Origin of the sequence: Sporosarcina gallistercoris, from assembly GCF_014836415.1 — a bacterium.
GTDB classification, from domain to species: Bacteria; Bacillota; Bacilli; order Bacillales_A; family Planococcaceae; genus Sporosarcina; species Sporosarcina gallistercoris.
The window spans coordinates 22,536-45,437 of the sequence record NZ_JACSQY010000013.1 but is presented as its reverse complement, the minus strand read 5'-3'; the positions used below and the strand labels follow the sequence as shown (position 1 = coordinate 45,437).

The following is a 22,902-nucleotide window of genomic DNA, read 5'->3' as shown; positions in this document are numbered from 1 at the left end:
AAAAGCCGGACACTCCGAGAAATTTCTCGGAGTGTCCGGCTTTTTACCTTTATGAGCGTGTTCCTAATTAATAAATCTTCATATAGCGTTCGAGTTCCCAAGGATGCACGGTGATGCGGTAGCTATCCCATTCACGCTGTTTGGCTTCTTTGTAATTTGCATAAATATGACTGCCTAGCGCTTCCTGGATGATCGTGTCCTCACCAAGCGCCAATAGGGCATGGTCAAGATCCGTGGGGAGGGTGATAATCCCCTCTTTTTCCAGTTCTGCTGCGTTCATCTCATAGATATTGCGATCACATGGTTTACCGGGATCTAGGTCGCGGCGAATACCGTCAAGACCGGACTTAAGAATTGCAGCCAGTGCTAAATAAGGATTGGCGACAGAATCGACAGAGCGAACTTCGATTCGTGTACTCAAGCCGCGAGATGCCGGGATCCGGATAAGTGGGCTGCGGTTTTGTGCGGACCATGCAATGTAGCAAGGTGCTTCATATCCAGGTAAGAGACGTTTATAGGAATTGACCGTTGGGTTCGTAATGGCTGTAAAGCCTTCAACGTGCTCCAATACCCCAGCCATGAACTGATAAGCGGTCTTACTTAACTTCCGTTCTCCGTTTTCATCGAAGAAAGCGTTGACCCCATCTTTGAACAAAGAAATGTTGCAGTGCATTCCAGAACCATTGACTCCGAAAATCGGTTTTGGCATGAATGTGGCATGCAGTCCGTGTTTCCGTGCAATTGTTTTCACAACCAGTTTGAATGTTTGGATGTTGTCACAAGCTGTTAATGCATCTGCATATTTAAAATCGATTTCGTGCTGACCAGGAGCTGCCTCGTGATGAGAAGCCTCCACTTCAAATCCGAGCGCTTCCAATTCAAGGACTATATCCCGTCTGCAATTTTCACCCAGGTCGAGAGGAGCAAAGTCGAAATAATCTCCATGGTCGTTCAGTTCCATTGTCGGTTCGCCGTTACTGTCTAATTTAAATAAGAAGAATTCAGGTTCAGGTCCTAGGTTGAAGTCAGTGAACCCCATCTCTTCCATCTCAGCGAGAATTCGCTTTAAGTTCCCTCTAGGATCTCCTGGGAACGGTTCTCCGTTCGCTAAAGATACATCACAAATGAGGCGAGCTACTTTTCCTGTTCCAGATGGCCATGGGAAGACCATCCATGTATTTAAATCGGGTATTAAGTACATATCGGATTCTTCAATTCTAACAAAACCTTCGATTGATGAACCATCAAACATCATTTTATTGTCGAGTGCTTTGTCAAGCTGGCTGATGGGAATTTCAACGTTCTTAATCATTCCGAGAATATCTGTGAATTGTAGACGAACAAAATTCACATTATCTTCTACCACATATTTTCGAATGTCTTCTTTTGTTGTATTCTTCATCAGGCCACTTCCTTTTTAAAAGTTTGTCATTATCAAAGTTGCATAATAATTTTTTATAATACGCAACATTGCATCCATTTACAAGAATTTTTTTCAAGTTAATTGAAATTTTTCACTGGACGGCGATGTGTGGAGTTTGTCTTTTTAACTAGTGGGGAACTAAATGATAGGTTGAATAACTGTAATTAGAATTGAAAGGGAGGGGATTGCCATGAATCGTATTTTTTCCATCGTAGTTTTCATAGGAGTTCCTGTTGTCGGACTAGGGGCTTTTTTAAATTGGTCAGATCTGGTCATGTTTGGATTGAGTTGTATAACGATTATAGGACTATCTGGATTCATTGGCCGAGCTACGGAAAGTCTTGCAATAGTAAGCGGACCGCGTATTGGCGGATTATTGAATGCGACATTCGGGAATGCGGTTGAACTCATCATTTCCATTTTTACATTGAAAGCTGGTCTTATCGGGATTGTGTTAGCTTCGCTTACGGGATCTGTTCTTGGGAACTTGCTGCTCGTATTGGGGCTATCATTTTTTGCAGGAGGTTTGAAATACAAAAAGCAGAACTTCAGCCTTCATGATTCCCGTTATAACTCCGGTTTACTGATTTTTGCGGTCGTTGTGGCATTCGTTATTCCTGAAGTATTTTCGATGACGATGAACCCTTCCACAACATTCCAACTAAGTATCGGAGTTTCTGTCATCTTGATCGCTATCTATTTGGCAGGTCTTTTTTTCAAATTGGTGACTCATCGAGGTGTATTTGCTTCCGGGGATGAAGCGGTTGAGGAGGAAGAGATTCCAGAGTGGACCAAAGGGAAGTCCATTATGGTATTAATGGTGAGTACAGTAGCTGTTGCATTTGTTTCAGAACGGCTAGTTCATACGTTTGAGACGCTTGGCGAGCAGTTCGGATGGACGGAATTATTCATAGGGGTCATTATAGTGGCCATCGTCGGAAATGCTGCTGAACACGTGTCAGCGATTACAATGGCTATGAAAAACCGAATGAATGTATCGGTTGAAATCGCGGTTGGTTCAACACTGCAAGTCGCAATGTTTGTTGCACCTGCACTTGTGCTCATATCCATTTTCATGCCAGAACAAATGCCGCTCGTGTTCACGATTCCGGAACTGGTCTCCATGGTGACTGCTGCGCTCCTTGTCATCAGTTTATCCAATGATGGGGAATCGAATTGGTTTGAAGGGCTCATCCTATTCGCAGCTTACATCATCATGGGGATTGGATTCTTCTTATTGTAATCGGATAGGTGTCGAAGCTAAAAAAGGAACCCGCACATTAACGCTAAGCGAGTGTGCAAGTTCCTTTTTTTATATGCTTACACAAGAGTGACCTTTTCAATACATTCTTCGATACTGTTCAATTTCCCATGGGTGGACGGTGATCCGATAACTATCCCACTCTTTTTGCTTCACTTCTCTGAAGTTTGTATAGATATGGTTTCCTAACGCTTCTTGCATTACAGGATCATTGTCAAGAGCAATCAACGCATGATCTAGGTCTGTTGGCAACGTTTCGATTCCTAATTCTTCGAGTTCATGTGCTTTCATTTCATAAATATTGCAATCACAAGGTTCTCCTGGATCGAGTCCCAGTTCAATGCCGCTTAATCCGGCTTTTAAAATTGCAGATAATGCCAAGTAAGGATTTGCTACTGAATCGACAGATCGAACTTCGATCCGTGTGCTTAATCCTCTGGAAGCAGGAATTCGGATTGCCGGGCTTCTATTTTGTGCAGACCAGGCAATGTAGCAAGGCGCTTCGAAACCTGGGACCAGTCTTTTGTATGAATTGACTGTCGGATTGGTGATCGATGTAAAGCCTTTAATGTGCTTCAGGACACCCGCCATGAACTGATAGGCAGTCTCACTGAGTTTTCGTTCACTGTGTTCATCGTAAAAGGCATTTTCCCCGTTTTTGAATAGAGAGATATTGCAATGCATCCCCGAACCGTTGACACCGTAAATCGGCTTCGGCATGAAGGTGGCATGAAAACCGTGTTCCCTGGCAATTGTCTTCACTACAAGTTTAAACGTCTGGATATTATCACAAGCTCTTAAGGCATCCGCATATTTGAAATCGATTTCGTGTTGACCGGGTGCTGACTCATGGTGGGAAGCCTCGACTTCGAATCCTAGCTCCTCCAGTTGCAAAACGATATCCCGTCGGCAATTTTCGCCTAAGTCAAGGGGAGCGAAATCGAAATAGTCACCTTGGTCATTCAAGTGCATGGTCGGTTCACCATGGCGATCTAGCTTGAACAAGAAGAATTCAGGTTCAGGTCCTAAATTGAAGTCAGTGAAACCCATGTCTTCCATCTCTTTAAGTATGCGTTTCAAATTTCCACGTGGGTCGCCAGGGAAAGGAGTCCCATCTGCTTGTGCAACATCGCATATGAGACGAGCGACTTTACCAGTCCCGGACGGCCAAGGAAATACCATCCATGTATCCAGATCAGGCACCAAATACATATCCGATTCTTCAATTCTAGTGAACCCTTCGATAGAGGATCCGTCGAACATCATTTTGTTGTCGAGAGCTTTCTCGAGCTGGGTGACGGGGATTTCTACGCTCTTGATCATTCCGAGAATGTCAGTGATTTGGAGTCGGATGAAATTGACATTTTCGTCTTTAGCATATTTCCGAATATCATCTTTTGTCATTTTACTCATCAGGACACGTCCTTTTTGAATATTTTTTATAGTCGAATTTGAATGTTAACTTATAATTATACAGAGTGCGATAAATGTTTTCAAGGAATCCACTTCAATTTTCGACACTTTCTGCTAGTTTGTCATTTGTTCTTTTGTATATTTTCGTGATGACGCGGGAATGGAGTGCAGACCTGCAGCAATGGGTTTTAAAGAAAAAAAAAGAAGACCCCTTTACTTGAGGTCTTCCCAGTTAGCTTGTATGAATTCATCGCGCCCGGATTGTGCCCGATCTGCTTCATAGGCTTCTTTCTCTTTTTTATAGAAGTCTTGGTGATAATCTTCTGCTGCGTAGAATGTTTCAGCTGGGCGGATCACCGTGACGATCGGTTTGGCAAATCTGCCGCTCGCAGCCAGTTCTTGCTTGGAGTGCTCTGCAGCTAGACGTTGCTGTTCGGATGTATAAAAGATTGCGGTAGTATAAGAATGTCCTCGATCCTGGAACTGACCACCGGCATCAGTCGGATCAATTTGTGGCCAATAAAGAGCCAATAAGTCTTCATAAGGATATACCGCTGGGTCGAATGTAATTTCAACTACTTCTAAATGCCCTGAATTGCCTTCTTTCACTTGCTCGTATGTCGGATTTTCTACAGTTCCACCCATATAACCGGAGACGACACTATGGATTCCATCCCATTCCGTAAACGGCTTGACCATACACCAAAAGCAGCCGCCAGCAAAAATAGCTTTTTCAAGTTGTTCCATCATGTCTACCTTCTTTCTATTGTTACCTTTATTATATCTTAGTCGTTCTCACTTTTAGTGTCCAGTGTTCGAGCATGGTATAATAGAGTTTCACTATGCAACCATCGACTCAAGAGAACGTCCTGTTTTGAGACTTCACTATTGGGGGAATACAATAATGTCAGAACACTATGAAGGTCCGGTGCCGAAACGGCGGAGACGACGCAGATTGCGAAAAGGCAGAGTACTCGTCACTATTATCTTAGTCGGTTTTGTCGGAACAGGACTTTTTTCATCATATCAATATATGGCGGGCAAACGCATCGCTTCTAAAAATGCAATAGAGCCGGGTAGCTTTGAAGGTGATCTACTCGATCCTTCGACTTCGAATGTTGAAAACTATTTGTTGCTTGGTGTGGATGATGACGGAAGCGGGAAATCCCGTACAGATACGATGATGGTCCTATCTTGGGATAAACAAGAAAAAGCGATGAAACTTGTGTCCTTTATGCGTGATATTTATGCGGATATTCCCGGATACAAATCCTATAAGCTTAACACTGCTTACTATTTAGGCGGGGTCCAAAGTGCAAAGGATACGATTACAGGTATGTTTAACATACCTATCCACCATTACGCCATCGTCGATTTTGATAATTTTGAAACGATCGCAGATACCGCTTTTCCTGATGGTGTGGAAATGAACGTCAAAAAAGAGATGTCTGAAAAAATCGGTGTGACACTGATGCCAGGCATCCAACAGCTGAATGGTAAGGAATTGCTTGGCTATGCTCGTTTCCGGGCAGATGCTGAAGGTGATTTTGGACGGGTTCACCGCCAGCAAGAAGTTTTGGCTGCTGTTAAGCAGCAAGCGAAGACGCCGGGGATGCTCGTTCGTGCGCCTAAAATTGCAGGTGTGATTTCTCAGACTGTGAAAACGGATTTGACAGCGAAAGAAGAACTTTCCCGTCTGACGAACTTGCTAGTGAAGGGCGGAGCGGATATTGAAACGCTTACTATTCCGGTAAAAGGCTCCTATTCATTTGCCGATTATTCTCACGCTGGATCGGTTATTGAAGTGAACTTGGAACAGAACCGAGAGGCTATCCAAACATTCTTAGCCAACTGATTAGGGATTCAATCGATGAAGGAGTGGTGGTTTTGGCTGATAAAAGGGAAGTGCAAGAGGACGAGACGCAAGAAAACACATATGGAATTCCTCCTAAAAACCGTATTATTCGGTTCTTAGGGGGAAAGACCACACTCTTCATACTAATTGTATTATTACTTGTCGGTTTGAATGTCATGGTCTTCGACAAAGTCTCGTTCATTTTTTATCCGATTCGAGTCCTATTTTCAACTGTCGTGTTACCAATCATCTTAGCTACGATTTTGTACTACTTACTGCGACCTCTTCTACACCTGTTGGAAAAAGTGAAAATCCCTAGAATATGGGGGATTGTCATTATTTTTCTGTCAGCCATTGGTCTGATTACATTACTGGTGTTTCTAGTCTTACCTTTTTTGAAAGCACAGTTTTGGAAGCTTGTAGAAGAATTCCCGACATATTTCAATCAACTCATTCTTACTCTTGACTCATTTTTCAACAATTCTATATTTGCGCCTTACTACAGTCAGTTGGATATTAACGCTTCAGAGCTGCTGGATTCAGGTCTCGAAAATATCGGACAGATGATTGCTGATGCCCTTGGCGGCATTGCCTCCGGTCTGACAACATTCATCTCGACGTTGACAGGAATCATACTTTCCATCGTTACCGTTCCTTTCATCTTGTTTTACCTATTGAAGGACGGAGAGAATCTGCCAAAGTACGTGAAGAAGCTATTACCGCCAAGGATGCGTGAAGACGCACAGTCGATCTTGGGGGATGCGGACCATCAAATCAGTGCATATATCCAAGGTCAGATTCTCGTTGCCATGTGTATCGGGGTGATGGTCACTGTCGGTTTCTTGATCATCGATATGAAATATGCGCTATTACTCGGTGTACTTGCTATGTTTACGAGTGTCGTCCCGTATCTTGGGCCTGTCATTGCCATCACTCCGGCAATCATCATTGCGATTGTGACTTCTCCTTTCATGCTTGTGAAGCTGGCGATTGTGTGGACTGTAGTTCAGTTGGTGGAAGGGAAGTTCATTTCACCTCAAATCATGGGAAAAACGCTTCATATTCATCCGATCACTATAATTTTTGTCTTGTTGACAGCCGGTTCGTTATTTGGCGTGGCAGGCGTGATTTTGGGGATTCCTGGTTATGCACTACTCAAAGTATTCACCACGCATTTGTTCCAGTTACTGAAAGTGCGGTATAACAAATATGAAGTCGATATCCGCATGCATTATGAGCGACCGAGTTATGAGGATAAAGAATAGATGTGGAAACAGTCTTGCTGAAAATGCAGGGCTGTTTTTTTAATGTATATTGGACCATAATAATATTATGTAAAGTTGAAATGTAAAAAACACTCTTTTCAAATAGAAGAGAGTGTTCTATGGCGTGTCGTATAAAATTTGCCCCATTCTGGAAAAGTCATATCCTTTTATGGTGGCAAGCTCTTTCTTGAAAGTCTCCGATTGCAAGATGTTCAGTACTGTCTCGCGTAAAGTGGTGTTATCTTCTTTCTTGAGCATTACCAAGTCATATTGTTCTACAGTCATAGGGATGTAGTCAACGTTCACCAGGTTAGCGATCTTTTCAATGCCGACTCCTATATCCGCTTCGCCTGCAGCAACTTTACTAGCTACAGCCAAGTGCGTCATTTCTATATGCTCATATCCGGAAATCGTCTTTGGCAAAACTCCTTCGAGTCGTAATCGTTCATCCAGTAACACTCGGATTCCAGATCCTAGTTCCCGATTGACGATTTGAATATCGTTGCGATTTAAATCACGCCAACTTGTAATGTTTTTAGGATTTCCTGACTGGACGTAAAAACCGGCTGAACGGGAGAGTAAGTTCACAACCGTATAGTCACGGCCGATTAAAATCCTTCGAATGTATGGAATGTTATAGGATCCTGTATCTCCATCAAATAGGTGAGTACTGACGATATCCGCTTCTCCTTGAACGAGTGCGAACAAATTGTTCAAACTGCCAGTGTGGGAACGAAGTGTTCGATAGTTACTAGAGGCAGCGGTGATTGCGTTTGCCAATAAGTCCAGCGTAACATCCTGCCCGCTGATGATTACGTGTTGCAAGGATCGAGGTTGCGGGAGAGGGGAGATGGCGGAATCTTTCAATACGGGTGGCATGACAGGTTCCGGATCAGTTGCTGCTGGTTCTGCCGATTTCGTACTAGCGCGATCGGACCCACCTTTCATACGATCCTTATATGCTTCAAAATCGGAAGCGTCAATCCGCATTTGTCTTCCGACCCGGTAAGCAATGATTTCTCCTTTTTTTATAAGGTCGTATACGGTCAGCTTGGAGACTTGAAGCAAGTCAGCGAGATCTTCAGTTGTATATGAAACTTTGTCCTGTGAATTCATACAACAAACCTCCATTTCATTCTTCTATCTTCCTCTATTTTTAGAATTATTGCAATAGACATAATAAATTATAACAGATAATAATTAGAATTATTTAATTATATATAGATGGATACAGTTGTATTATGATATAAATAGTTATAAGTATTACTAAATAGATATAACTGGTTATAAATTAATGTAATCAGATAGGGGGAGAGGGAAGTGAGGAAAAAGTTAGTGAGGGGTATGGTTCCTCTCTTGATGATTTTACTAATCGGCTGTACGCCAGCGAAGGAAGATTCTTCATCTGAAAAAGTGGAATTACACATTTCTGCAGCAGCCAGTTTAACAGATGCATTGGATGACTTTAAGAAAGCTTATGAAAAAGAGCATGAAAACGTGGAGTTGACATTCATGTATGGCGGCTCTGGAAAGCTCGCCGCTTCAATTGAAAATGGAGCACCTGCTGATGTGTTTTTATCTGCAAGCAAAAAAGATATGGATTCTCTTGAAGAAAAGAATTTTCTACATGTATCGACGAGAGAAAACTTCGCGAAGAATAGGTTAGTCATGATTGCTAGTGAAGATTCTAAGTCGACTATTACAAGTTTTGAAGAGATAGACCCTGCAACCATCGATCATGTCGTCATAGGTGAACCAGAAACTGTCCCTGTGGGACGCTATACAAAAGAAGTTTTCAATCATCTCAAACTCTGGGAGCCGATGCAGGACAAGTTTGTGTTGACGTCAGATGTGCGGCAAGTACTCACACAAGTTGAACTCGGAAATGCGGATTACGGAGTTGTCTATTCGAGTGATGCGTTTGTTTCTGATAAAGTGAAAGTGATCGCAGAATCAGATCCGAGGTGGCATGAGGAGATTGTCTATCCTGGGGCCGTTTTAAAAGACTCCAAGCACGCAGAAGAAGCCTATCAGTTTTTCAACACATTAATAGGGGAACAAGGCCAAGAAATCCTTGCAAAGTACGGTTTTAAGTGAGAAAAGGAGGCGGAAGTTGTGGATTTAAGCCCTCTATTGCTTTCAGTCAAAGTGGCGGTCATATCCACCACGATTGTGTTTGTACTCGGTGTGCTCTTTGCTCATTTGTTCGCTAAACGGCAATTTTTCGGGAAAACGATTATTGAGTCCTTATTTCTATTACCACTTGTCTTACCGCCGACTGTTGTCGGCTTCGGTCTGCTGATTCTTTTCGGTAAGAAAGGTTGGATCGGCAGCTGGCTTCTTGAGACATTCGATATTCAGATCGTTTTCACTTGGACGGCTGCGGTCATAGCCTCTGTCGTTGTCAGTTTTCCGCTCATGTACCAAAGCGCAGCTGCAGCATTTGATAGGTTGGACAATAGGTTAGAGGATGCAGCGCGGACGATGGGGGCTTCTGAGTGGCGGGTCTTCAGAACGATCACGTTTCCGCTTGCATGGCCTGGATTGTTGGCGGGACTCGTCCTTTCCTTTGCACGGGGACTTGGGGAGTTCGGTGCAACCCTTATGCTGGCTGGGTATATACCGGGGAAGACAGACACGATTCCAATGGCGATCTACTTTGCAGTGGAAGCGGGGAAAATGGAGAAAGCGACATTTTGGGTTGTCATTATTACTGCGCTCGGATTCAGCACAATTTTATGGCTAAACTGGTGGAGTAAACGCAATTTGAGACGGTTTACATCTGAAAAACGATAGGCAGGTGATTCGATGTTAGAAGTATTGATTCAAAAACGGCTCGATCACTTTGAGCTGGATGTCAGTTTCCAAGCACATAACGAAATCATCGTTCTTGCTGGGGCTTCAGGAGCTGGGAAAACATCTATTTTACAAGCGATTGCTGGACTTGCAGTACCCGACAGCGGAACAATCACGTTGAATGGAAAGATTTTTTTTGATGGTAAAAAGAACTTATTACCCGCTCGATTTCGAAATATCGGATACTTATTTCAAGATTATGCGCTGTTTCCACATATGACCGTCGAACGCAATATCCATTATGGTATTCATAAGCAGGCAACTGAGACGACTGGTTCTATTATTGAACAACTACTGAAAGTGCTTGGCATCAGCCATTTGCTGGATAAGTATCCTCATCAGATTTCCGGTGGTGAAAAACAGCGGGTTGCACTTGCACGAGCGCTTGCCACTCAACCGGATTTGCTGTTGTTGGATGAACCCTTATCAGCTTTGGACGAAGAAACCAGATTAGAATGTCAAGAGGAGTTACTCCGACTGCATGAGTTGTGGAAAATTCCATTCATCATTGTGACGCACAGCCGTTCAGAAGCTGAAAAATTAGGCGACCGGGTGCTCCATTTGAAAAAGGGCTTGCTTGTCAATGAGACTCGTGGAACAATGAAGGAAACCCTTGGGAACTAAGCGCCGGGGTTTCGGAGGCGATTCCTATGAATGAAATTGCAATTGTTCCACTGGCATCGGAAGAAGAACTGATTGAAGCTTTTCCAATTATAAATCAGCTCCGCACCCATTTAGATCAGGAAGAGTATCTGGAACTGGTGTATGAGTCCGGAGCAAAAGAACGATATCAGATGCTCGGATTACGGGATAATGGCGAGTTAAAAGCTGTAATTGGCTTTAAACCGATGATCACTCTCTATTACGGGCGTTCGCTTTGGGTATGTGACTTAGTGACAGACAAATCAGCTCGATCTAAAGGGTATGGCGATAAGCTGCTGACACATGTTGAGCAATGGGGTAAGAAACACAATTATGAATCGATTGCGCTCTCTTCAGGGTTGCAACGCACCAGTGCACACCATTTTTATGAAGAGAAAATGGACTACAGCAAAGTGAGCCTTGTCTTTAAGAAGGAGTTCTAACTAATTTCAACAAAAGTGCCGATTTTACGGGTATGCGAACAAAGATGCGAACAGCCGGCGGAGCCTTTAAATCTGCCGGTTTTACTAATGATGAAGGAGTTGTTGTACGTATGTGGGTCAATGAAAATGGAATGCTGAGACAAACGTCAGATGAAACGCGTGTGAAGTTCAGAACGTCGATTAGCCAAGAAATCCTGAATCAGTTGAAACAGCTAGCAGATCAGCACGGAACGTTTGTAAATTATTTACTTGAAGATGGACTGAAGGTCGTTATGCAGCAAGAAACGATACTATTCAATAAAGAGACGCGTCCTAAGGATCGGATTCAATATAAGACGACATACGATAAGCAGTTGCTGGAGAGTGTAAGGGCGCTAGCGAGTGACCATAAGTTGTACATGAATGACGTGATTGAGTATGGTGTGCAGTTTATTGATGTTGAACGGGCAAAAGCAGGGCAACATAGATATCGGATTGAATAATTATTGCTTTCCTTTAACGCCCCCGTCATAATATATATTATAGGAAGTTACGTATCAATTAAAAGTATACTTAGGATAGTGAGATAAAACAGCGAATTTCATTTGTTACGGCGTAATTCATAAAACGCGACTTTTTTGCTAAAGTCGCGTTTACATGTAGTTTCTATATTTTTTTGCTCACTTAGACGCTTTTAACTGGAATGATTGCTTCTGCAGCTACTGGCTCTTCCAATTGAATTTTACGCTGTTTCATTTGTAAGAAGAATATTGTCGTCAAACTGATGCTGATTACGCCAAATACGATAACCATTACATGCAACCCGACAATATCCAGGAACGCCCCAGTTGCTAACAATACCACTTGGAAAACGACCCGCTCCAGCATGTTCCTGAATGAGAAAAATCGTCCGTGGTACGCTTTTGGCATTTGTTTCTGAAAAATCACCATTGCAGTTGGGAAAAAACATCCTAAACTGAATCCTAGCACTGTAAATGCTGCTAAGGTAAATACTTGACTTTGTGCAAAGAATAATAAGAATTCAGCAACGGCCACCATACTTGCAAAGAAAAATAATATAACCGTCGTTCGCCATTTCAACGCAATTTTCTTCACTGCGAATGACCCGATCATGAACGCGATACCTTCAAATGTATAAATGAGTCCTTTAATTGACGCTGAATCTTGAATTTCACTTATATTAATGACGATTAAGTTAAATGAACCTAAAAATAGTAACGGAATCAATGTCATCACAAGAGTCATACCGACTGCAGGATATGCTTTCAGTACAGGAAAGACTTCCATGAAGCCGCCCTTAGCGCCTTCGGTTTTAACAATAGCCTCTTTCCCCTCCCCTTCATCGATCCGCAGCATGAATGTGAAGATGAGTAATAAGCCGTAAGCAACGATTGAAATCCAATAAAGTGATGATAACGACCAGTAGACTAATATGACTCCTGCTAAAGCAGTCCCTGAAACACGTGCAATGGTCGCTACGTTCATGTGCATTCCATTCATCGTTAACAGGTCATCATCCTTCACGACAAGCGGAATCGCTGCTTGTAATGCCGGGAAGTAAAATGTTGCTGCAAGTTGGATGCTGACAACAAATGCAATCATCCACCATACAGAACCCGTTGCAATCGCGATCAGCATGAAGACGACACTGATGAGGCGTCCAGCACCTGCTAGAACCAATATACGCTTCTTAGCTTGCTGATCAATGATCTTACCGGCTAATGGCCCTACCAGAATACCAGCCAATAGCCCGACTGAAAGAATCATTGCTTTTACAAAGTCTGAAGGGATTTTTTCTTGCATAAACTCCAAATTTCCAATGATTCCGGTCCATAGTCCGATTCCAGCGATCAATTCACCAGAAAGAATGATCCAAACATTGCGATTTTTCCACATACACCCTCCCACTTTCTCTATTATATAATAATTCGCTTTCCGAACTATTATACGATAGAAACACAAAAAGCACACGAGAATTTTCTGATTCCCGTGTGCTTTTCATATGATACCTGTTATTTTATTTGGATGTCGGTTTATCTGTTTTAGCGGTTGGTTCGAAATACAAACGACTCGCTGCCCCATTTTTCGCTTCATCCGAGACTGCGCTTCCGTTGGATTGACGATCTGACAATCGTAGGCTGCCTGGTTCGATTTCGGTCTTAACATCTTTTACTGTTGTGAGAATGAGTTTTTCAGTGGATCCCGTGATCTTAGCACCGATCACTCGATAAGGATTCTTCTTCAGCTCTTTTAAAATCATGGATCCTCGTTGAGCTCTTGAACCGACTTCAATCTCTTTCAACGCTGTACGTTTCACAGTCCCACGCTGAGTTGCAACAACTATCGATGCTGAACTGTCTATGATGACTTCCATGGAAACGACATGGTCTTCCGGCTTTAAGTTGATGCCTTTGACGCCCCCCGTTCGAACGCCAGTCGTTCCGACATCGCTGAGTGGGAACCGTAAAATGTATGCTTGATGTGTCACGAGAACGGTGTCTTCACTGCCTTTGACGAGGCGGGCATCTAGTAATCTATCCCCTTTTTTAACATTCATCCCTTTGTACGCACGACCATAGCGCTGAACGTGGAAATCGGCTAGCTTGGATAGTTTCACAAACCCGTTTGCTGTCGTTGTTAAGATGGAGTGAATGTCATCGAATTTCTCCAAACCGATTGCCGCCACAATTGACTCACTCGGCTCTAGCGACACAATACTTGAAATGTGCTGTCCGAGATCCCGCCATTTTATGTCCGGCAACTCATGGATAGGCTGGTAAATGTAATTCCCGAGTGACGTGAACAGCAGTAAATGATGCTGTGTGTTCATCGTTTGCTCGAGTATCGGGTAGTCGGAATCTTTCATAGCCATCCCTGCCCCGTTCGTGGCACCGTATGAACGCAAACTTGTGCGCTTGACGTAGCCCTCTTTTGTGACCGATACGACAACTTCCTCGCTTGGAATCAGAATATCAAGATCGACTTTCAATTCCTCGATTTTCTCTTCGATTACGGAGTTTCGCGGTTCTGCGAATTGTTTACGTACTGCGTGTAACTCTTTTTGTATCACACGTGTCAACTTTGCTGGACTCGTTAGGATGGCGTTGAGTTCTTCAATCAGTTTACGTAAGGCTTCTTCCTCTTGTTTCAGCTCCGTGATATCCGTATTCGTCAGACGATACAATTGCAATGAAACAATCGCTTCCGCTTGGATTTCGGAAAATTCAAACCGATTGATCAAGTTGTTCTTCGCATCACGCTTATCGTTGGAACTGCGGATTGTCTGAATGACTTCATCCAAAATGGACAGAGCTTTCATCAGACCTTCTACGATATGTAGACGATCTTGCGCTTTTCTCACATCGAATTGTGAACGTCGAGTGACTACCTCTTTCTGATGCTCAATATAAGCATCCAACAACATAGGGAGCGACATCAGTTTAGGACGTCTATCCGAAATCGCGACCATGTTGAAGTTATAGGCAACTTGCAAGTCCGTATTTTTCAATAGATAACGTAAAATCGGCTCACCATCGATATCTTTTTTCAGCTCGATAACAATTCGGAGACCTGTACGGTCCGATTCGTCCCGCACTTCGGCGATGCCGTCCAACTTACGATCGACGCGCAGCTCGTCCATCTTTTTCACAAGGTTGGCCTTGTTCACGTCATAGGGGATTTCACTGATGACAATTTGAGATTTGCCGGCTTTCAACTGCTCGATTTCCGTCTTGGAACGGACAATGACGCGGCCTTTTCCTGTTTCGTATGCCGCTTTAATGCCATCTGTACCTTGGATGATTCCCCCAGTTGGGAAATCAGGACCCTTAATAACGGTCATCAGTTCATCCACCGTAGCTTCGGGATGATCCATCCGCATGAGTACCGCATCAATCGCTTCATGGAGTGCATGAGGTGGGATGTCCGTTGCGTACCCAGCAGAAATTCCTGTCGATCCATTGACGAGCAAATTCGGGAAGCGAGCCGGTAAAACGGTCGGTTCGGGTTCTGTATCGTCAAAGTTCGGGATGAAGTCTACGGTCTCTTTGTTGAGGTCCCGGAGCATTTCCCCTGCGATCGAAGAAAGACGCGCTTCTGTATAACGCATTGCAGCGGCGGAATCCCCGTCAACCGAACCGTTATTTCCGTGCATTTCCACCATCAAGTGACGCAGTTTCCATTCCTGACTCATCCGGACCATCGCTTCATACACGGAAGAATCTCCGTGTGGATGATAGTTACCGATTACGTTACCAACCGTTTTTGCGGATTTACGGAACGCTTTTTCATGTGTATTGCCTTCGTTATACATCGCGTACAAGATGCGTCGTTGTACCGGCTTTAAGCCGTCCCGTGCATCGGGTAATGCGCGATCTTGAATAATATATTTACTGTATCGGCCAAAACGATCGCCGATGACTTCCTCTAACGGGAGGTCCTGAAAGCGTTCTGTTGCGGTCATTCCACTTCCTCCTCAACATGCAGGAATTCGTTTTCCAAGATGGTGCTTCCTTCTTCTAGACTGAAGTCGACATTGCTCTCGATCCATCGACGGCGCGGTTCGACTTTGTCGCCCATTAACGTCGTGACTCTTCGCTCGGATTGTGCTCCATCTTCAATCGTGACTCGGATGAGCGTACGTGTTTCAGGGTTCATGGTTGTATCCCATAACTGTCCCGCATTCATCTCTCCTAGGCCTTTGTAGCGCTGGAGCATATAGCCTTTGCCGATTTTGTTCGTCGCCGCACCTAGTTCTCGCTCAGTCCACGCATATTCCACTTTTTCTTTTTTACCGATCCCTTTTGACACTTTATAAAGAGGAGGCAGTGCTATGAAGATTTTCCCTGCTTCAATAAGCGGTTTCATGTAGCGGTAAAAGAATGTCAATAAGAGTACTTGAATGTGCGCCCCGTCTGTATCGGCATCGGTCATGATGATGACTTTATCGTATGCTGCATCTTCAATCGTAAAGTCAGCCCCGACGCCCGCACCGATTGCATGGATGATCGTATTGATCTCTTCGTTCTTCATGATATCTTCGAGTTTCGCTTTTTCTGTATTGATGACTTTACCGCGCAGTGGCAAAATCGCTTGGAATGTCCGATCGCGTCCTTGCTTTGCAGATCCGCCAGCGGAATCACCCTCGACGAGGTACAGTTCATTCTTTTTTGCATTTCTAGATTGGGCAGGCGTCAGCTTACCGGAAAGGAGTGTGTCGCCTTTCTTCCGCTTCTTACCTGAACGCGCGTCTTCCCGCGCTTTACGAGCAGCCTCGCGCGCCTGGTGTGCACGAACTGCCTTGCGGATCAGGTTTGCACTCAATTCCGCGTTTTCTTCCAAGAAATACAGCAAATGCTGTGAAATGACAGCATCGGTTACTGTTCGTGCTTCACTTGTGCCCAGCTTCCCTTTGGTTTGACCTTCAAACTGCAAAATCCCTTCAGGAATCCGCACAGAAACGATAGCTGCGATTCCTTCCCGGATATCAGAGCCATCTAAATTTTTGTCTTTTTCTTTCAACAAACCTGTCTTCCTCGCATATTCATTGAATATACGCGTCATGGCTGTTTTTGCACCGGTTTCGTGCGTCCCGCCATCTTTTGTACGGACGTTATTGACAAACGAAAGTATCGTCTCTGAATAGCCATCGTTGAATTGGAATGCAAACTCCACTTCAATGCCGTCTGTCTCACCTTCTAGATAAGCGACTTCGTGAAGGGTGTCTTTTTCTTCATTCAAATAAGCGACAAACGCTTTAATGCCTGTCTCGTAATGAAATGTCTCAGTCTTTTCCGTACTCTCTTCTGTCAGGACGATTTTGAGCCCTTTTAACAGGAATGCGGATTCTCGCAACCGCTCTGCAAGAATGTCATATTGATATTTAGTAGTAGAAAAAATCGCAGGATCGGGTTTGAAGTGAATGGTAGTACCTGTTTCTTTCGTTTTCCCGATGACTTCAAGACCTGTCGCGGGTTTCCCGCCATGTTCGAAGCGTTGTTTGAAAATCTGACCATCCCGATGAATAATCACATCCAGCCATTCAGAAAGCGCATTCACGACAGAAGCACCGACTCCGTGAAGTCCGCCACTTGTTTTATAGCCGCCTTGGCCGAACTTCCCGCCAGCGTGTAAGACAGTCAAAATGATTTCCGTAGTTGGTCTCCCGGTTTTATGGGTTCCTGTTGGCATTCCTCGACCGTAATCACGTACGCTGATGCTGTTATCTGAGTGGATCGTGACATTTATTTCAGATCCGAAGCCGCTTAATGCTTCATCCACGGCGTTATCTACAATTTCAAATACCAGGTGATGCAATCCTCTTCCATCTGTCGAACCGATATACATCCCCGGTCGTTTGCGTACTGCTTCCAAGCCTTCGAGCACTTGGATTGAATCATCATTATACACATTCAATTCTTTTTGTTTCGTCAAGGTGAAACCTCCATCAAACAAATGTTCTTATTTATCTAATGATACGCCGCCATATTTCCCATGTCAACAAGACACGTCGGCGCTTTGCTTAAATAATTGTATAGAAGAAAGCCTTTTATTGCAATGACTGGCCTTAAAGGATTTATCCACAATTGTCGTTCGGTACTCGTTCTGCTAAAATGAAAGAGATACATAATTTTTCGCGAAGGGGCTTGTTATGGAAATCATTTTATTACTGGTACTCGCATATTTAATAGGCTCTCTCCCATCTGCGCTTTGGATCGGAAAACTGTTTTATAAAACGGATATCCGTGAACACGGCAGCGGAAACATGGGGGCGACCAATACATTCCGCGTTCTCGGCAAAAAAGCGGGAATCGCTGTTACGGTGTTCGATATTCTAAAGGGGACAGCAGCTGTACTTTTAGCGTTCTCACCTTATTTTGCAAATACTCCTATACATCCTTTAGTCGTTGGTGTTGTTGCGGTGATCGGTCATATGTTTCCTGTTTTCGCGAAGTTCAAAGGTGGAAAAGCTGTTGCGACTTCAGGTGGTGTGTTGCTCGGTTACAGCTGGCCGATCTTTGTCCTAGTCGTCCTTACCTTTTTACTTGCTTTGAAGATCACGAAGATGGTGTCACTCACATCGATGGTCGTCGCGGTGATGGGCGCAATCTATGGAATTATTTATTATTTCATTACAGGAGATATCTATTTGGAGCTGGTGATTGTTTTGATGGGCGCGTTCATCTTCTACCGCCACCGTGCGAATATTGCACGGATCAAAGCAGGAACCGAGCCAAAAGTGAAGTGGTTGTAATATAATCAAAGGCATCATAGGAAGGCGGGTTTTCAATGGTGACTATACGCATTTCAGACGAAGCAACTCAGTGGTTTGTTGAAGAAATGGACGTCGAATCTGGGGATTCCATACGATTTTTCGCAAGATATGGCGGCAGCAGCCCGCTGCATGAAGGATTTTCATTAGGCGTGATTCGTGAACAACCGGATGAAGTGGGAGTCGAAACCGTTTTGGATGGGGTTCGTTACTACATCGAAACTCGTGATCTCTGGTACTTTGATGGGCATGATTTGCAAGTCGGTGTGAATGCCGACCTGGGAGAACTGCAGTACGATTATGTGAAGTCGGAGTAAGTGGTAAAGGATGGCTCACTGCTCTCCTTAACTAGACAGACAATTCTTCTTTTGGTATAATAGGCTTGAAAAATGGATAGTGTAAAAAGACCAAGAAGATGTGATGATCCTCTTGGCCTTGTAATAGAATAGCGTTCGCTTCAAAGGCGAATCGCATAGTGCGAAGTAAACCGCTCCATTGCTTGGAGGCTCATGGGCGGTTTACTTTTTTCTTGAAAAAGTATATGACAAAGCAAGAATGGTCACGATCAAACTTCCAAAGCCGATCATGAGACTCAGTGCTTCATATGGTGTCATACGCATCACCTCCTCCCGTCCTGATTAAAGTTTCTTTCAGGAAATTGGGATTGCAGGTCTGCGAACCGCCTATGAGCTCGTGCTATTCTAGTACATGCTTAATTATAACATATTTTAATAGCCCGTACATATGTTCCGGAAGGCTTATAAAGGGCATATTTCACTTAAGAAACACCTCGATTAAGATTGCGAGGTGTTTTTTTGTGGGTAAGAAGTTGATTTGTGTTTGGGTTCGCTCGCGAGGTTATGATCATATTTCGTTATTTATGAGCGGAATGCTGGGGGTTATGATCACATTTTGAGATTTATGAGCGGAGTTCTGGGGTTATGATCACATTTTGAGATTTATGAGCGGAATGCTGAGTTTATGATCACATTCCAGGATATATGAGCGAAATTACAAATTTATGATCACTTTCACATATTTACGAGCGATTTCTGCGCTTCCCATGCCCATCTCTCCATATAAAAGGCTTCCTGAGCATTCCAGGAAGCCTTTTTCTTCAATCAATCGACTCTTTTTGCGATTTCGGCATACTTCGCATCCCATACAGGATCTATTTTACGCAGTGAAATCGGTCGGAATGTGTCTTTTCGTACAACTACGTGTTCGGAAGTCGCGGTTGCCGCCACTGTACCATCTGCATGCAAGATTTCATAGCCATACGTCGTGCGCAACTTTCCGTGGGATTCGATCCATGTCCGCACAGTGGCGGTCTCACCATAGCGCATGGAAGCCTTGTACTTGATGGATAGGTCGGTGACTGGAGATAGATAGCCTTCTGCTTCGAGCCCGGCATACGTGAATCCAAGATCCTCGATGAGCTTCGTTCGTCCGATTTCCATCCAGACCAAATAATTCGCGTGATAGACGACGCCCATCTGATCGGTCTCTGCATATCGAATTTCAATTTCCTTTGCACTGACAAACATACATTTCACCTCTTCTACATAGCCAAGTATACAAAAGTCCATCAAAAAAATCAGCCGCAACGATTAAAAACCCCCTTGCTGAACTGAATCAGCAAGGGGGTGGCATCGCTTATGATTAAGCTTTCATCTTGTCGCGAAGTACCATTTGAAGAATGCCGCCGTGACGGTAGTAGTCGATTTCGACTTCTGAATCGAAACGCGCAAGCGCATCGAATTCCGTTACAGTGCCATCTGCAGCAGTAGCAGTCACTTTCAAGATGTCGCGTGGCTTAACGCCTTCTGCGATGTTGACGCTGATTGCTTCTTCTCCTGTTAAACCAAGAGATGCTGCACTTTGTCCGTTCACGAATTGAAGTGGAAGAACACCCATCATCACTAGGTTTGAACGGTGGATACGCTCGTAGCTTTCGGCGATAACTGTCTTAATGCCGAGAAGAGAAGTCCCTTTCGCAGCCCAGTCACGTGAAGAGCCCATTCCGTAGTCTTTACCAGCAATGACAGCAAGTCCTGTACCATCTTGTTGGTACTTCATGCAAGCGTCATAGATTGGCATGATCTCTTTGTTTGGCCAGTAAGTTGTGTAGCCGCCTTCTGTCCCTTTTGCGATTTGGTTACGGATGCGGATATTCGCAAACGTACCGCGCATCATGACTTCATGGTTACCACGACGAGAACCATATGAGTTGAAGTAACGTGGCTCAACGCCGTTTTCACGCAAGTAGAGACCTGCTGGTGTATCTTTACCGATGGCACCTGCTGGTGAAATGTGGTCCGTCGTAATCGAGTCGCCGAATTTACCGACAACGCGCAAGTCTTTCAATGCACTGATATCTTCAGGCTCTTTTGAAAGACCTTCGAAGAATGGCGGGTTTTGGATATATGTCGACTTGTCATCGAAATCATACAATGCTTCATCTGTTGTTTCAATCGCATTCCATGCTTCGTTTTCAGTGAACACGCGTGCATACTCTTTACGGAAGAGTTCAGGAGTGACCGTTTTCTCGATCATTGCCTTCACTTCTTCTGTCGATGGCCAGATGTCTTTGAAGAATACATCTTTGCCGTCTTTGGATTTACCGATCGGTTCTTTCTTGAAGTCGATATCCACTGTACCTGCAAGTGCATAAGCAACAACTAGTGGCGGTGATGCCAAGTAGTTCGCTTTCACATAAGGGTGGATACGTCCTTCAAAGTTCCGGTTACCCGAGAGGACTGATGAGACAAGTAAGTCGTTTTGAGCGATTGTTTTCTCGATTTCCGGAAGCAATGGACCGGAGTTACCGATACATGTCGTACATCCATATCCAACTGTGTTGAAACCGATTTGGTCAAGGTACTTATCGAGTCCGGATTCTTGTAAGTAACCTGTTACGACTTTTGAACCTGGTGCGAGTGAAGTTTTCACATATGCAGGCGGTGTTAATCCGAGCTCAACCGCTTTTTTAGCGACAAGTCCAGCACCGAGCATAACGTATGGGTTCGATGTATTGGTACATGAAGTGATCGCTGCAATCGCTAGATCGCCTGTTTTCATCTCCATTGTCGTACCGTTTGCGAACTCGATTGTACCGCTCTTCTTCATTTCTTTCGGCGTAAGTCCGAACCCTTGGTTGCCTTCAGGTGCAACAACCGCGTCGTTGAATTCACGCTTCATGTCTGAAAGTGGAATCATATCTTGCGGACGTTTCGGTCCAGCAAGGTTCGCTTCTACTTGAGTCAAATCGATTTCGATACATTCAGTGTAGATTGGATCTTCTTTGTCCGTTGAGAAGAACATGTCGTTTTCTTGTAAGTACTTTTTCACGACTTCGATATGTTCCGCATCGCGGCCAGTTAGTTTCATGTAGTTAAGCGACTCTTCATCTACTGGGAAGAAACCACATGTTGCGCCATACTCTGGAGCCATGTTCGCGATTGTTGCCCGGTCAGCAAGTGGCAATTGTGGAACGCCTGGTCCGAAGAATTCAACGAATTTACCAACTACACCATGTGCACGCAATGTTTGCGTCACTTTTAGTGCAAGGTCTGTTGCAGTAGTTCCGTTTGGAAGCTCACCTGTCAACTTCACACCGATAACTTGTGGAATTGGGAAGTAAGAAGGCTGTCCTAGCATTCCTGCTTCAGCTTCAATTCCGCCAACGCCCCATCCGAGTACACCGATTCCGTTGATCATCGTTGTATGGGAGTCAGTTCCGACTAACGTATCCGGATACGTTTCGAATGTTCCATCTTCGTTTTCAATCGCATGGACAACGCTTGCCAAGTACTCAAGGTTCACTTGGTGAACGATACCAGTTGCTGGCGGAACAGCACGATAGTTGTCGTATGCTTTTTGTGCCCAGCTTAAGAACTGGTAACGCTCAGCATTCCGTTCAAATTCGAGTTCCATGTTTTTCTGTAACGCGTCTGATGTTCCGTAGCTGTCAACTTGAACCGAGTGGTCAATTACGAGGTCTACAGGAATCTCCGGATTGATCTTATCCGGATCTCCACCCATTTCCGCCATTGCAGAACGAAGAGATGCCAAATCGACAACAACTGGAACACCAGTGAAGTCTTGCAGGATTACGCGGGATGGCTTGAATGGTACTTCAGCGTCCGCATCAGCGTCCTTGCCCCATTTTGCCAGGTTGTTTACATGATTGTCTTGGATGACATATCCGTCGTGTTGGCGCAGGACAGATTCTAACAGTACTTTGATCGAGTAAGGTAGTCTTGAGACTTTTGCAATACCCGCTTCTTCAATCGCTCCAATGCGGTAATAGTTATACGTCTTACCGTTCAGATCAAACGAGGAGCGGCTGTTGTGAAAATTGCTCTTTGTCATTGCTGAATTCCTCCTTTACGTACTGAAAAGGCTCTATAAATAAGCGTCTTTTCTCTACTCCATCATATAACAGCAAAGTCTATAAGTAAATTACATTAAA

Annotated in this window: 20 protein-coding genes; 10 read left to right on the top strand and 10 right to left on the bottom strand. The window is 44.1% G+C overall.

Translation table 11 applies throughout. The features are described from left to right. Positions 1 to 67: 67 nt before the first annotated feature. A complete protein-coding gene (glnA, locus tag H9659_RS14040) occupies positions 68 to 1,402 on the bottom strand; it encodes a type I glutamate--ammonia ligase (protein WP_191691688.1) in 1,335 nt (444 codons plus the stop codon). Positions 1,403 to 1,613: 211 nt separating this feature from the next. Here glnA (H9659_RS14040) and cax point away from each other — a divergent pair, with 211 nt between their 5' ends. After that, positions 1,614 to 2,666: a calcium/proton exchanger gene (cax, locus tag H9659_RS14035; RefSeq protein WP_191691686.1), complete on the top strand. Its 1,053-nt coding sequence runs from the start codon at positions 1,614 to 1,616 to the stop codon at positions 2,664 to 2,666. Between the two features lie 96 nt (positions 2,667 to 2,762). Here cax and glnA (H9659_RS14030) read toward each other — a convergent pair whose 3' ends face one another. Further along, positions 2,763 to 4,097, bottom strand: a complete 1,335-nt coding sequence (glnA, locus tag H9659_RS14030; protein ID WP_191691684.1) for a type I glutamate--ammonia ligase — start codon at positions 4,095 to 4,097, stop codon at positions 2,763 to 2,765. 213 nt (positions 4,098 to 4,310) lie between these two features. Next, a complete protein-coding gene (msrA, locus tag H9659_RS14025) occupies positions 4,311 to 4,847 on the bottom strand; it encodes a peptide-methionine (S)-S-oxide reductase MsrA (RefSeq protein ID WP_191691681.1) in 537 nt (178 codons plus the stop codon). A 154-nt stretch (positions 4,848 to 5,001) separates the two neighbouring features. Here msrA and H9659_RS14020 point away from each other — a divergent pair, with 154 nt between their 5' ends. Together H9659_RS14020 and H9659_RS14015 are read left to right on the top strand one after the other, a co-directional pair. Continuing rightward, positions 5,002 to 5,952: an LCP family protein gene (locus H9659_RS14020; RefSeq protein ID WP_191691679.1), complete on the top strand. Its 951-nt coding sequence runs from the start codon at positions 5,002 to 5,004 to the stop codon at positions 5,950 to 5,952. An 86-nt stretch (positions 5,953 to 6,038) separates the two neighbouring features. Next, positions 6,039 to 7,217, top strand: coding sequence for an AI-2E family transporter (locus H9659_RS14015; protein ID WP_318240740.1), 1,179 nt, complete (start codon positions 6,039 to 6,041; stop codon positions 7,215 to 7,217). Positions 7,218 to 7,334: 117 nt separating this feature from the next. Here H9659_RS14015 and H9659_RS14010 read toward each other — a convergent pair whose 3' ends face one another. Next, complete coding sequence (locus H9659_RS14010) at positions 7,335 to 8,333, bottom strand: helix-turn-helix transcriptional regulator (RefSeq protein WP_225217863.1); 999 nt, start codon at positions 8,331 to 8,333, stop codon at positions 7,335 to 7,337. 204 nt (positions 8,334 to 8,537) lie between these two features. Here H9659_RS14010 and modA point away from each other — a divergent pair, with 204 nt between their 5' ends. The 5 genes from modA (at position 8,538) to H9659_RS13985 (ending at position 11,640) form a co-directional block, all read left to right on the top strand. Beyond that, on the top strand, positions 8,538 to 9,314 hold the full coding sequence (modA, locus tag H9659_RS14005; protein ID WP_318240738.1) for a molybdate ABC transporter substrate-binding protein: 777 nt from the start codon (positions 8,538 to 8,540) through the stop codon (positions 9,312 to 9,314). A gap of 18 nt (positions 9,315 to 9,332) precedes the next feature. Next, positions 9,333 to 10,013 (top strand): molybdate ABC transporter permease subunit, encoded by a 681-nt coding sequence (gene modB / locus H9659_RS14000; RefSeq protein WP_191691675.1) that lies wholly within the window; start codon positions 9,333 to 9,335, stop codon positions 10,011 to 10,013. A 12-nt stretch (positions 10,014 to 10,025) separates the two neighbouring features. Further along, positions 10,026 to 10,697 (top strand): ATP-binding cassette domain-containing protein, encoded by a 672-nt coding sequence (locus H9659_RS13995; protein ID WP_191691670.1) that lies wholly within the window; start codon positions 10,026 to 10,028, stop codon positions 10,695 to 10,697. A gap of 26 nt (positions 10,698 to 10,723) precedes the next feature. Then, the gene (locus H9659_RS13990; RefSeq protein WP_191691663.1) at positions 10,724 to 11,158 is read left to right on the top strand and encodes a GNAT family N-acetyltransferase; all 435 of its coding nucleotides are present in this window, start codon (positions 10,724 to 10,726) and stop codon (positions 11,156 to 11,158) included. Between the two features lie 110 nt (positions 11,159 to 11,268). After that, entirely contained in the window at positions 11,269 to 11,640 is a 372-nt protein-coding gene (locus H9659_RS13985) for an rRNA methyltransferase (RefSeq protein WP_191691661.1), read from the top strand. Positions 11,641 to 11,821: 181 nt separating this feature from the next. On the opposite strand, the gene H9659_RS13980 is transcribed toward H9659_RS13985, so the two are convergent. From H9659_RS13980 to parE, 3 genes are all read right to left on the bottom strand, one after another. Then, complete coding sequence (locus H9659_RS13980) at positions 11,822 to 13,054, bottom strand: MFS transporter (RefSeq protein WP_191691659.1); 1,233 nt, start codon at positions 13,052 to 13,054, stop codon at positions 11,822 to 11,824. A gap of 121 nt (positions 13,055 to 13,175) precedes the next feature. After that, positions 13,176 to 15,620 carry a DNA topoisomerase IV subunit A gene (parC, locus tag H9659_RS13975; RefSeq protein WP_191691657.1) on the bottom strand — a complete coding sequence of 815 codons (2,445 nt, stop codon included), beginning with the start codon at positions 15,618 to 15,620 and terminating at the stop codon, positions 13,176 to 13,178. Then, positions 15,617 to 17,590, bottom strand: a complete 1,974-nt coding sequence (gene parE, locus H9659_RS13970; RefSeq protein ID WP_191691655.1) for a DNA topoisomerase IV subunit B — start codon at positions 17,588 to 17,590, stop codon at positions 15,617 to 15,619. Before parE ends, parC begins: the two co-directional genes overlap by 4 nt. A 217-nt stretch (positions 17,591 to 17,807) precedes the next feature. On the opposite strand from parE, the gene plsY reads away from it, so the two are divergent. Both plsY and H9659_RS13960 read left to right on the top strand, forming a co-directional pair. Next, entirely contained in the window at positions 17,808 to 18,410 is a 603-nt protein-coding gene (gene plsY, locus H9659_RS13965; protein ID WP_191691653.1) for a glycerol-3-phosphate 1-O-acyltransferase PlsY, read from the top strand. Positions 18,411 to 18,445: 35 nt separating this feature from the next. After that, positions 18,446 to 18,745 (top strand): HesB/YadR/YfhF family protein, encoded by a 300-nt coding sequence (locus tag H9659_RS13960; RefSeq protein WP_225217862.1) that lies wholly within the window; start codon positions 18,446 to 18,448, stop codon positions 18,743 to 18,745. 201 nt (positions 18,746 to 18,946) lie between these two features. Here the strand turns inward: H9659_RS13960 and H9659_RS15530 are convergent, their stop codons facing one another. The 3 genes from H9659_RS15530 to acnA form a co-directional block, all read right to left on the bottom strand. Further along, the gene (locus H9659_RS15530) at positions 18,947 to 19,042 is read right to left on the bottom strand and encodes a putative holin-like toxin (RefSeq protein ID WP_225217861.1); all 96 of its coding nucleotides are present in this window, start codon (positions 19,040 to 19,042) and stop codon (positions 18,947 to 18,949) included. Between the two features lie 507 nt (positions 19,043 to 19,549). Then, positions 19,550 to 19,975, bottom strand: coding sequence for an acyl-CoA thioesterase (locus tag H9659_RS13955; RefSeq protein WP_191691651.1), 426 nt, complete (start codon positions 19,973 to 19,975; stop codon positions 19,550 to 19,552). Positions 19,976 to 20,090: 115 nt separating this feature from the next. Continuing rightward, positions 20,091 to 22,802, bottom strand: a complete 2,712-nt coding sequence (gene acnA / locus H9659_RS13950) for an aconitate hydratase AcnA (protein WP_191691649.1) — start codon at positions 22,800 to 22,802, stop codon at positions 20,091 to 20,093. Positions 22,803 to 22,902: the final 100 nt, after the last annotated feature.

What these genes read in the sequence shown, in the direction of transcription:
- H9659_RS13995 (WP_191691670.1), top strand. Translation starts at nt 10,026, where the DNA reads ATGTTAGAAGTATTGATTCAAAAACGGCTCGATCACTTTGAGCTGGAT.
- H9659_RS14020 (WP_191691679.1), top strand. Translation starts at nt 5,002, where the DNA reads ATGTCAGAACACTATGAAGGTCCGGTGCCGAAACGGCGGAGACGACGC.
- H9659_RS14010 (WP_225217863.1), bottom strand. Translation starts at nt 8,333, where the DNA reads ATGAATTCACAGGACAAAGTTTCATATACAACTGAAGATCTCGCTGAC.
- H9659_RS13990 (WP_191691663.1), top strand. Translation starts at nt 10,724, where the DNA reads ATGAATGAAATTGCAATTGTTCCACTGGCATCGGAAGAAGAACTGATT.
- glnA (WP_191691688.1), bottom strand. Translation starts at nt 1,402, where the DNA reads ATGAAGAATACAACAAAAGAAGACATTCGAAAATATGTGGTAGAAGAT.
- H9659_RS15530 (WP_225217861.1), bottom strand. Translation starts at nt 19,042, where the DNA reads ATGACACCATATGAAGCACTGAGTCTCATGATCGGCTTTGGAAGTTTG.
- glnA (WP_191691684.1), bottom strand. Translation starts at nt 4,097, where the DNA reads ATGAGTAAAATGACAAAAGATGATATTCGGAAATATGCTAAAGACGAA.
- H9659_RS13980 (WP_191691659.1), bottom strand. Translation starts at nt 13,054, where the DNA reads ATGTGGAAAAATCGCAATGTTTGGATCATTCTTTCTGGTGAATTGATC.
- acnA (WP_191691649.1), bottom strand. Translation starts at nt 22,802, where the DNA reads ATGACAAAGAGCAATTTTCACAACAGCCGCTCCTCGTTTGATCTGAAC.
- parC (WP_191691657.1), bottom strand. Translation starts at nt 15,620, where the DNA reads ATGACCGCAACAGAACGCTTTCAGGACCTCCCGTTAGAGGAAGTCATC.
- cax (WP_191691686.1), top strand. Translation starts at nt 1,614, where the DNA reads ATGAATCGTATTTTTTCCATCGTAGTTTTCATAGGAGTTCCTGTTGTC.
- H9659_RS13955 (WP_191691651.1), bottom strand. Translation starts at nt 19,975, where the DNA reads ATGTTTGTCAGTGCAAAGGAAATTGAAATTCGATATGCAGAGACCGAT.
- H9659_RS13985 (WP_191691661.1), top strand. Translation starts at nt 11,269, where the DNA reads ATGTGGGTCAATGAAAATGGAATGCTGAGACAAACGTCAGATGAAACG.
- msrA (WP_191691681.1), bottom strand. Translation starts at nt 4,847, where the DNA reads ATGATGGAACAACTTGAAAAAGCTATTTTTGCTGGCGGCTGCTTTTGG.
- H9659_RS13960 (WP_225217862.1), top strand. Translation starts at nt 18,446, where the DNA reads ATGGTGACTATACGCATTTCAGACGAAGCAACTCAGTGGTTTGTTGAA.
- plsY (WP_191691653.1), top strand. Translation starts at nt 17,808, where the DNA reads ATGGAAATCATTTTATTACTGGTACTCGCATATTTAATAGGCTCTCTC.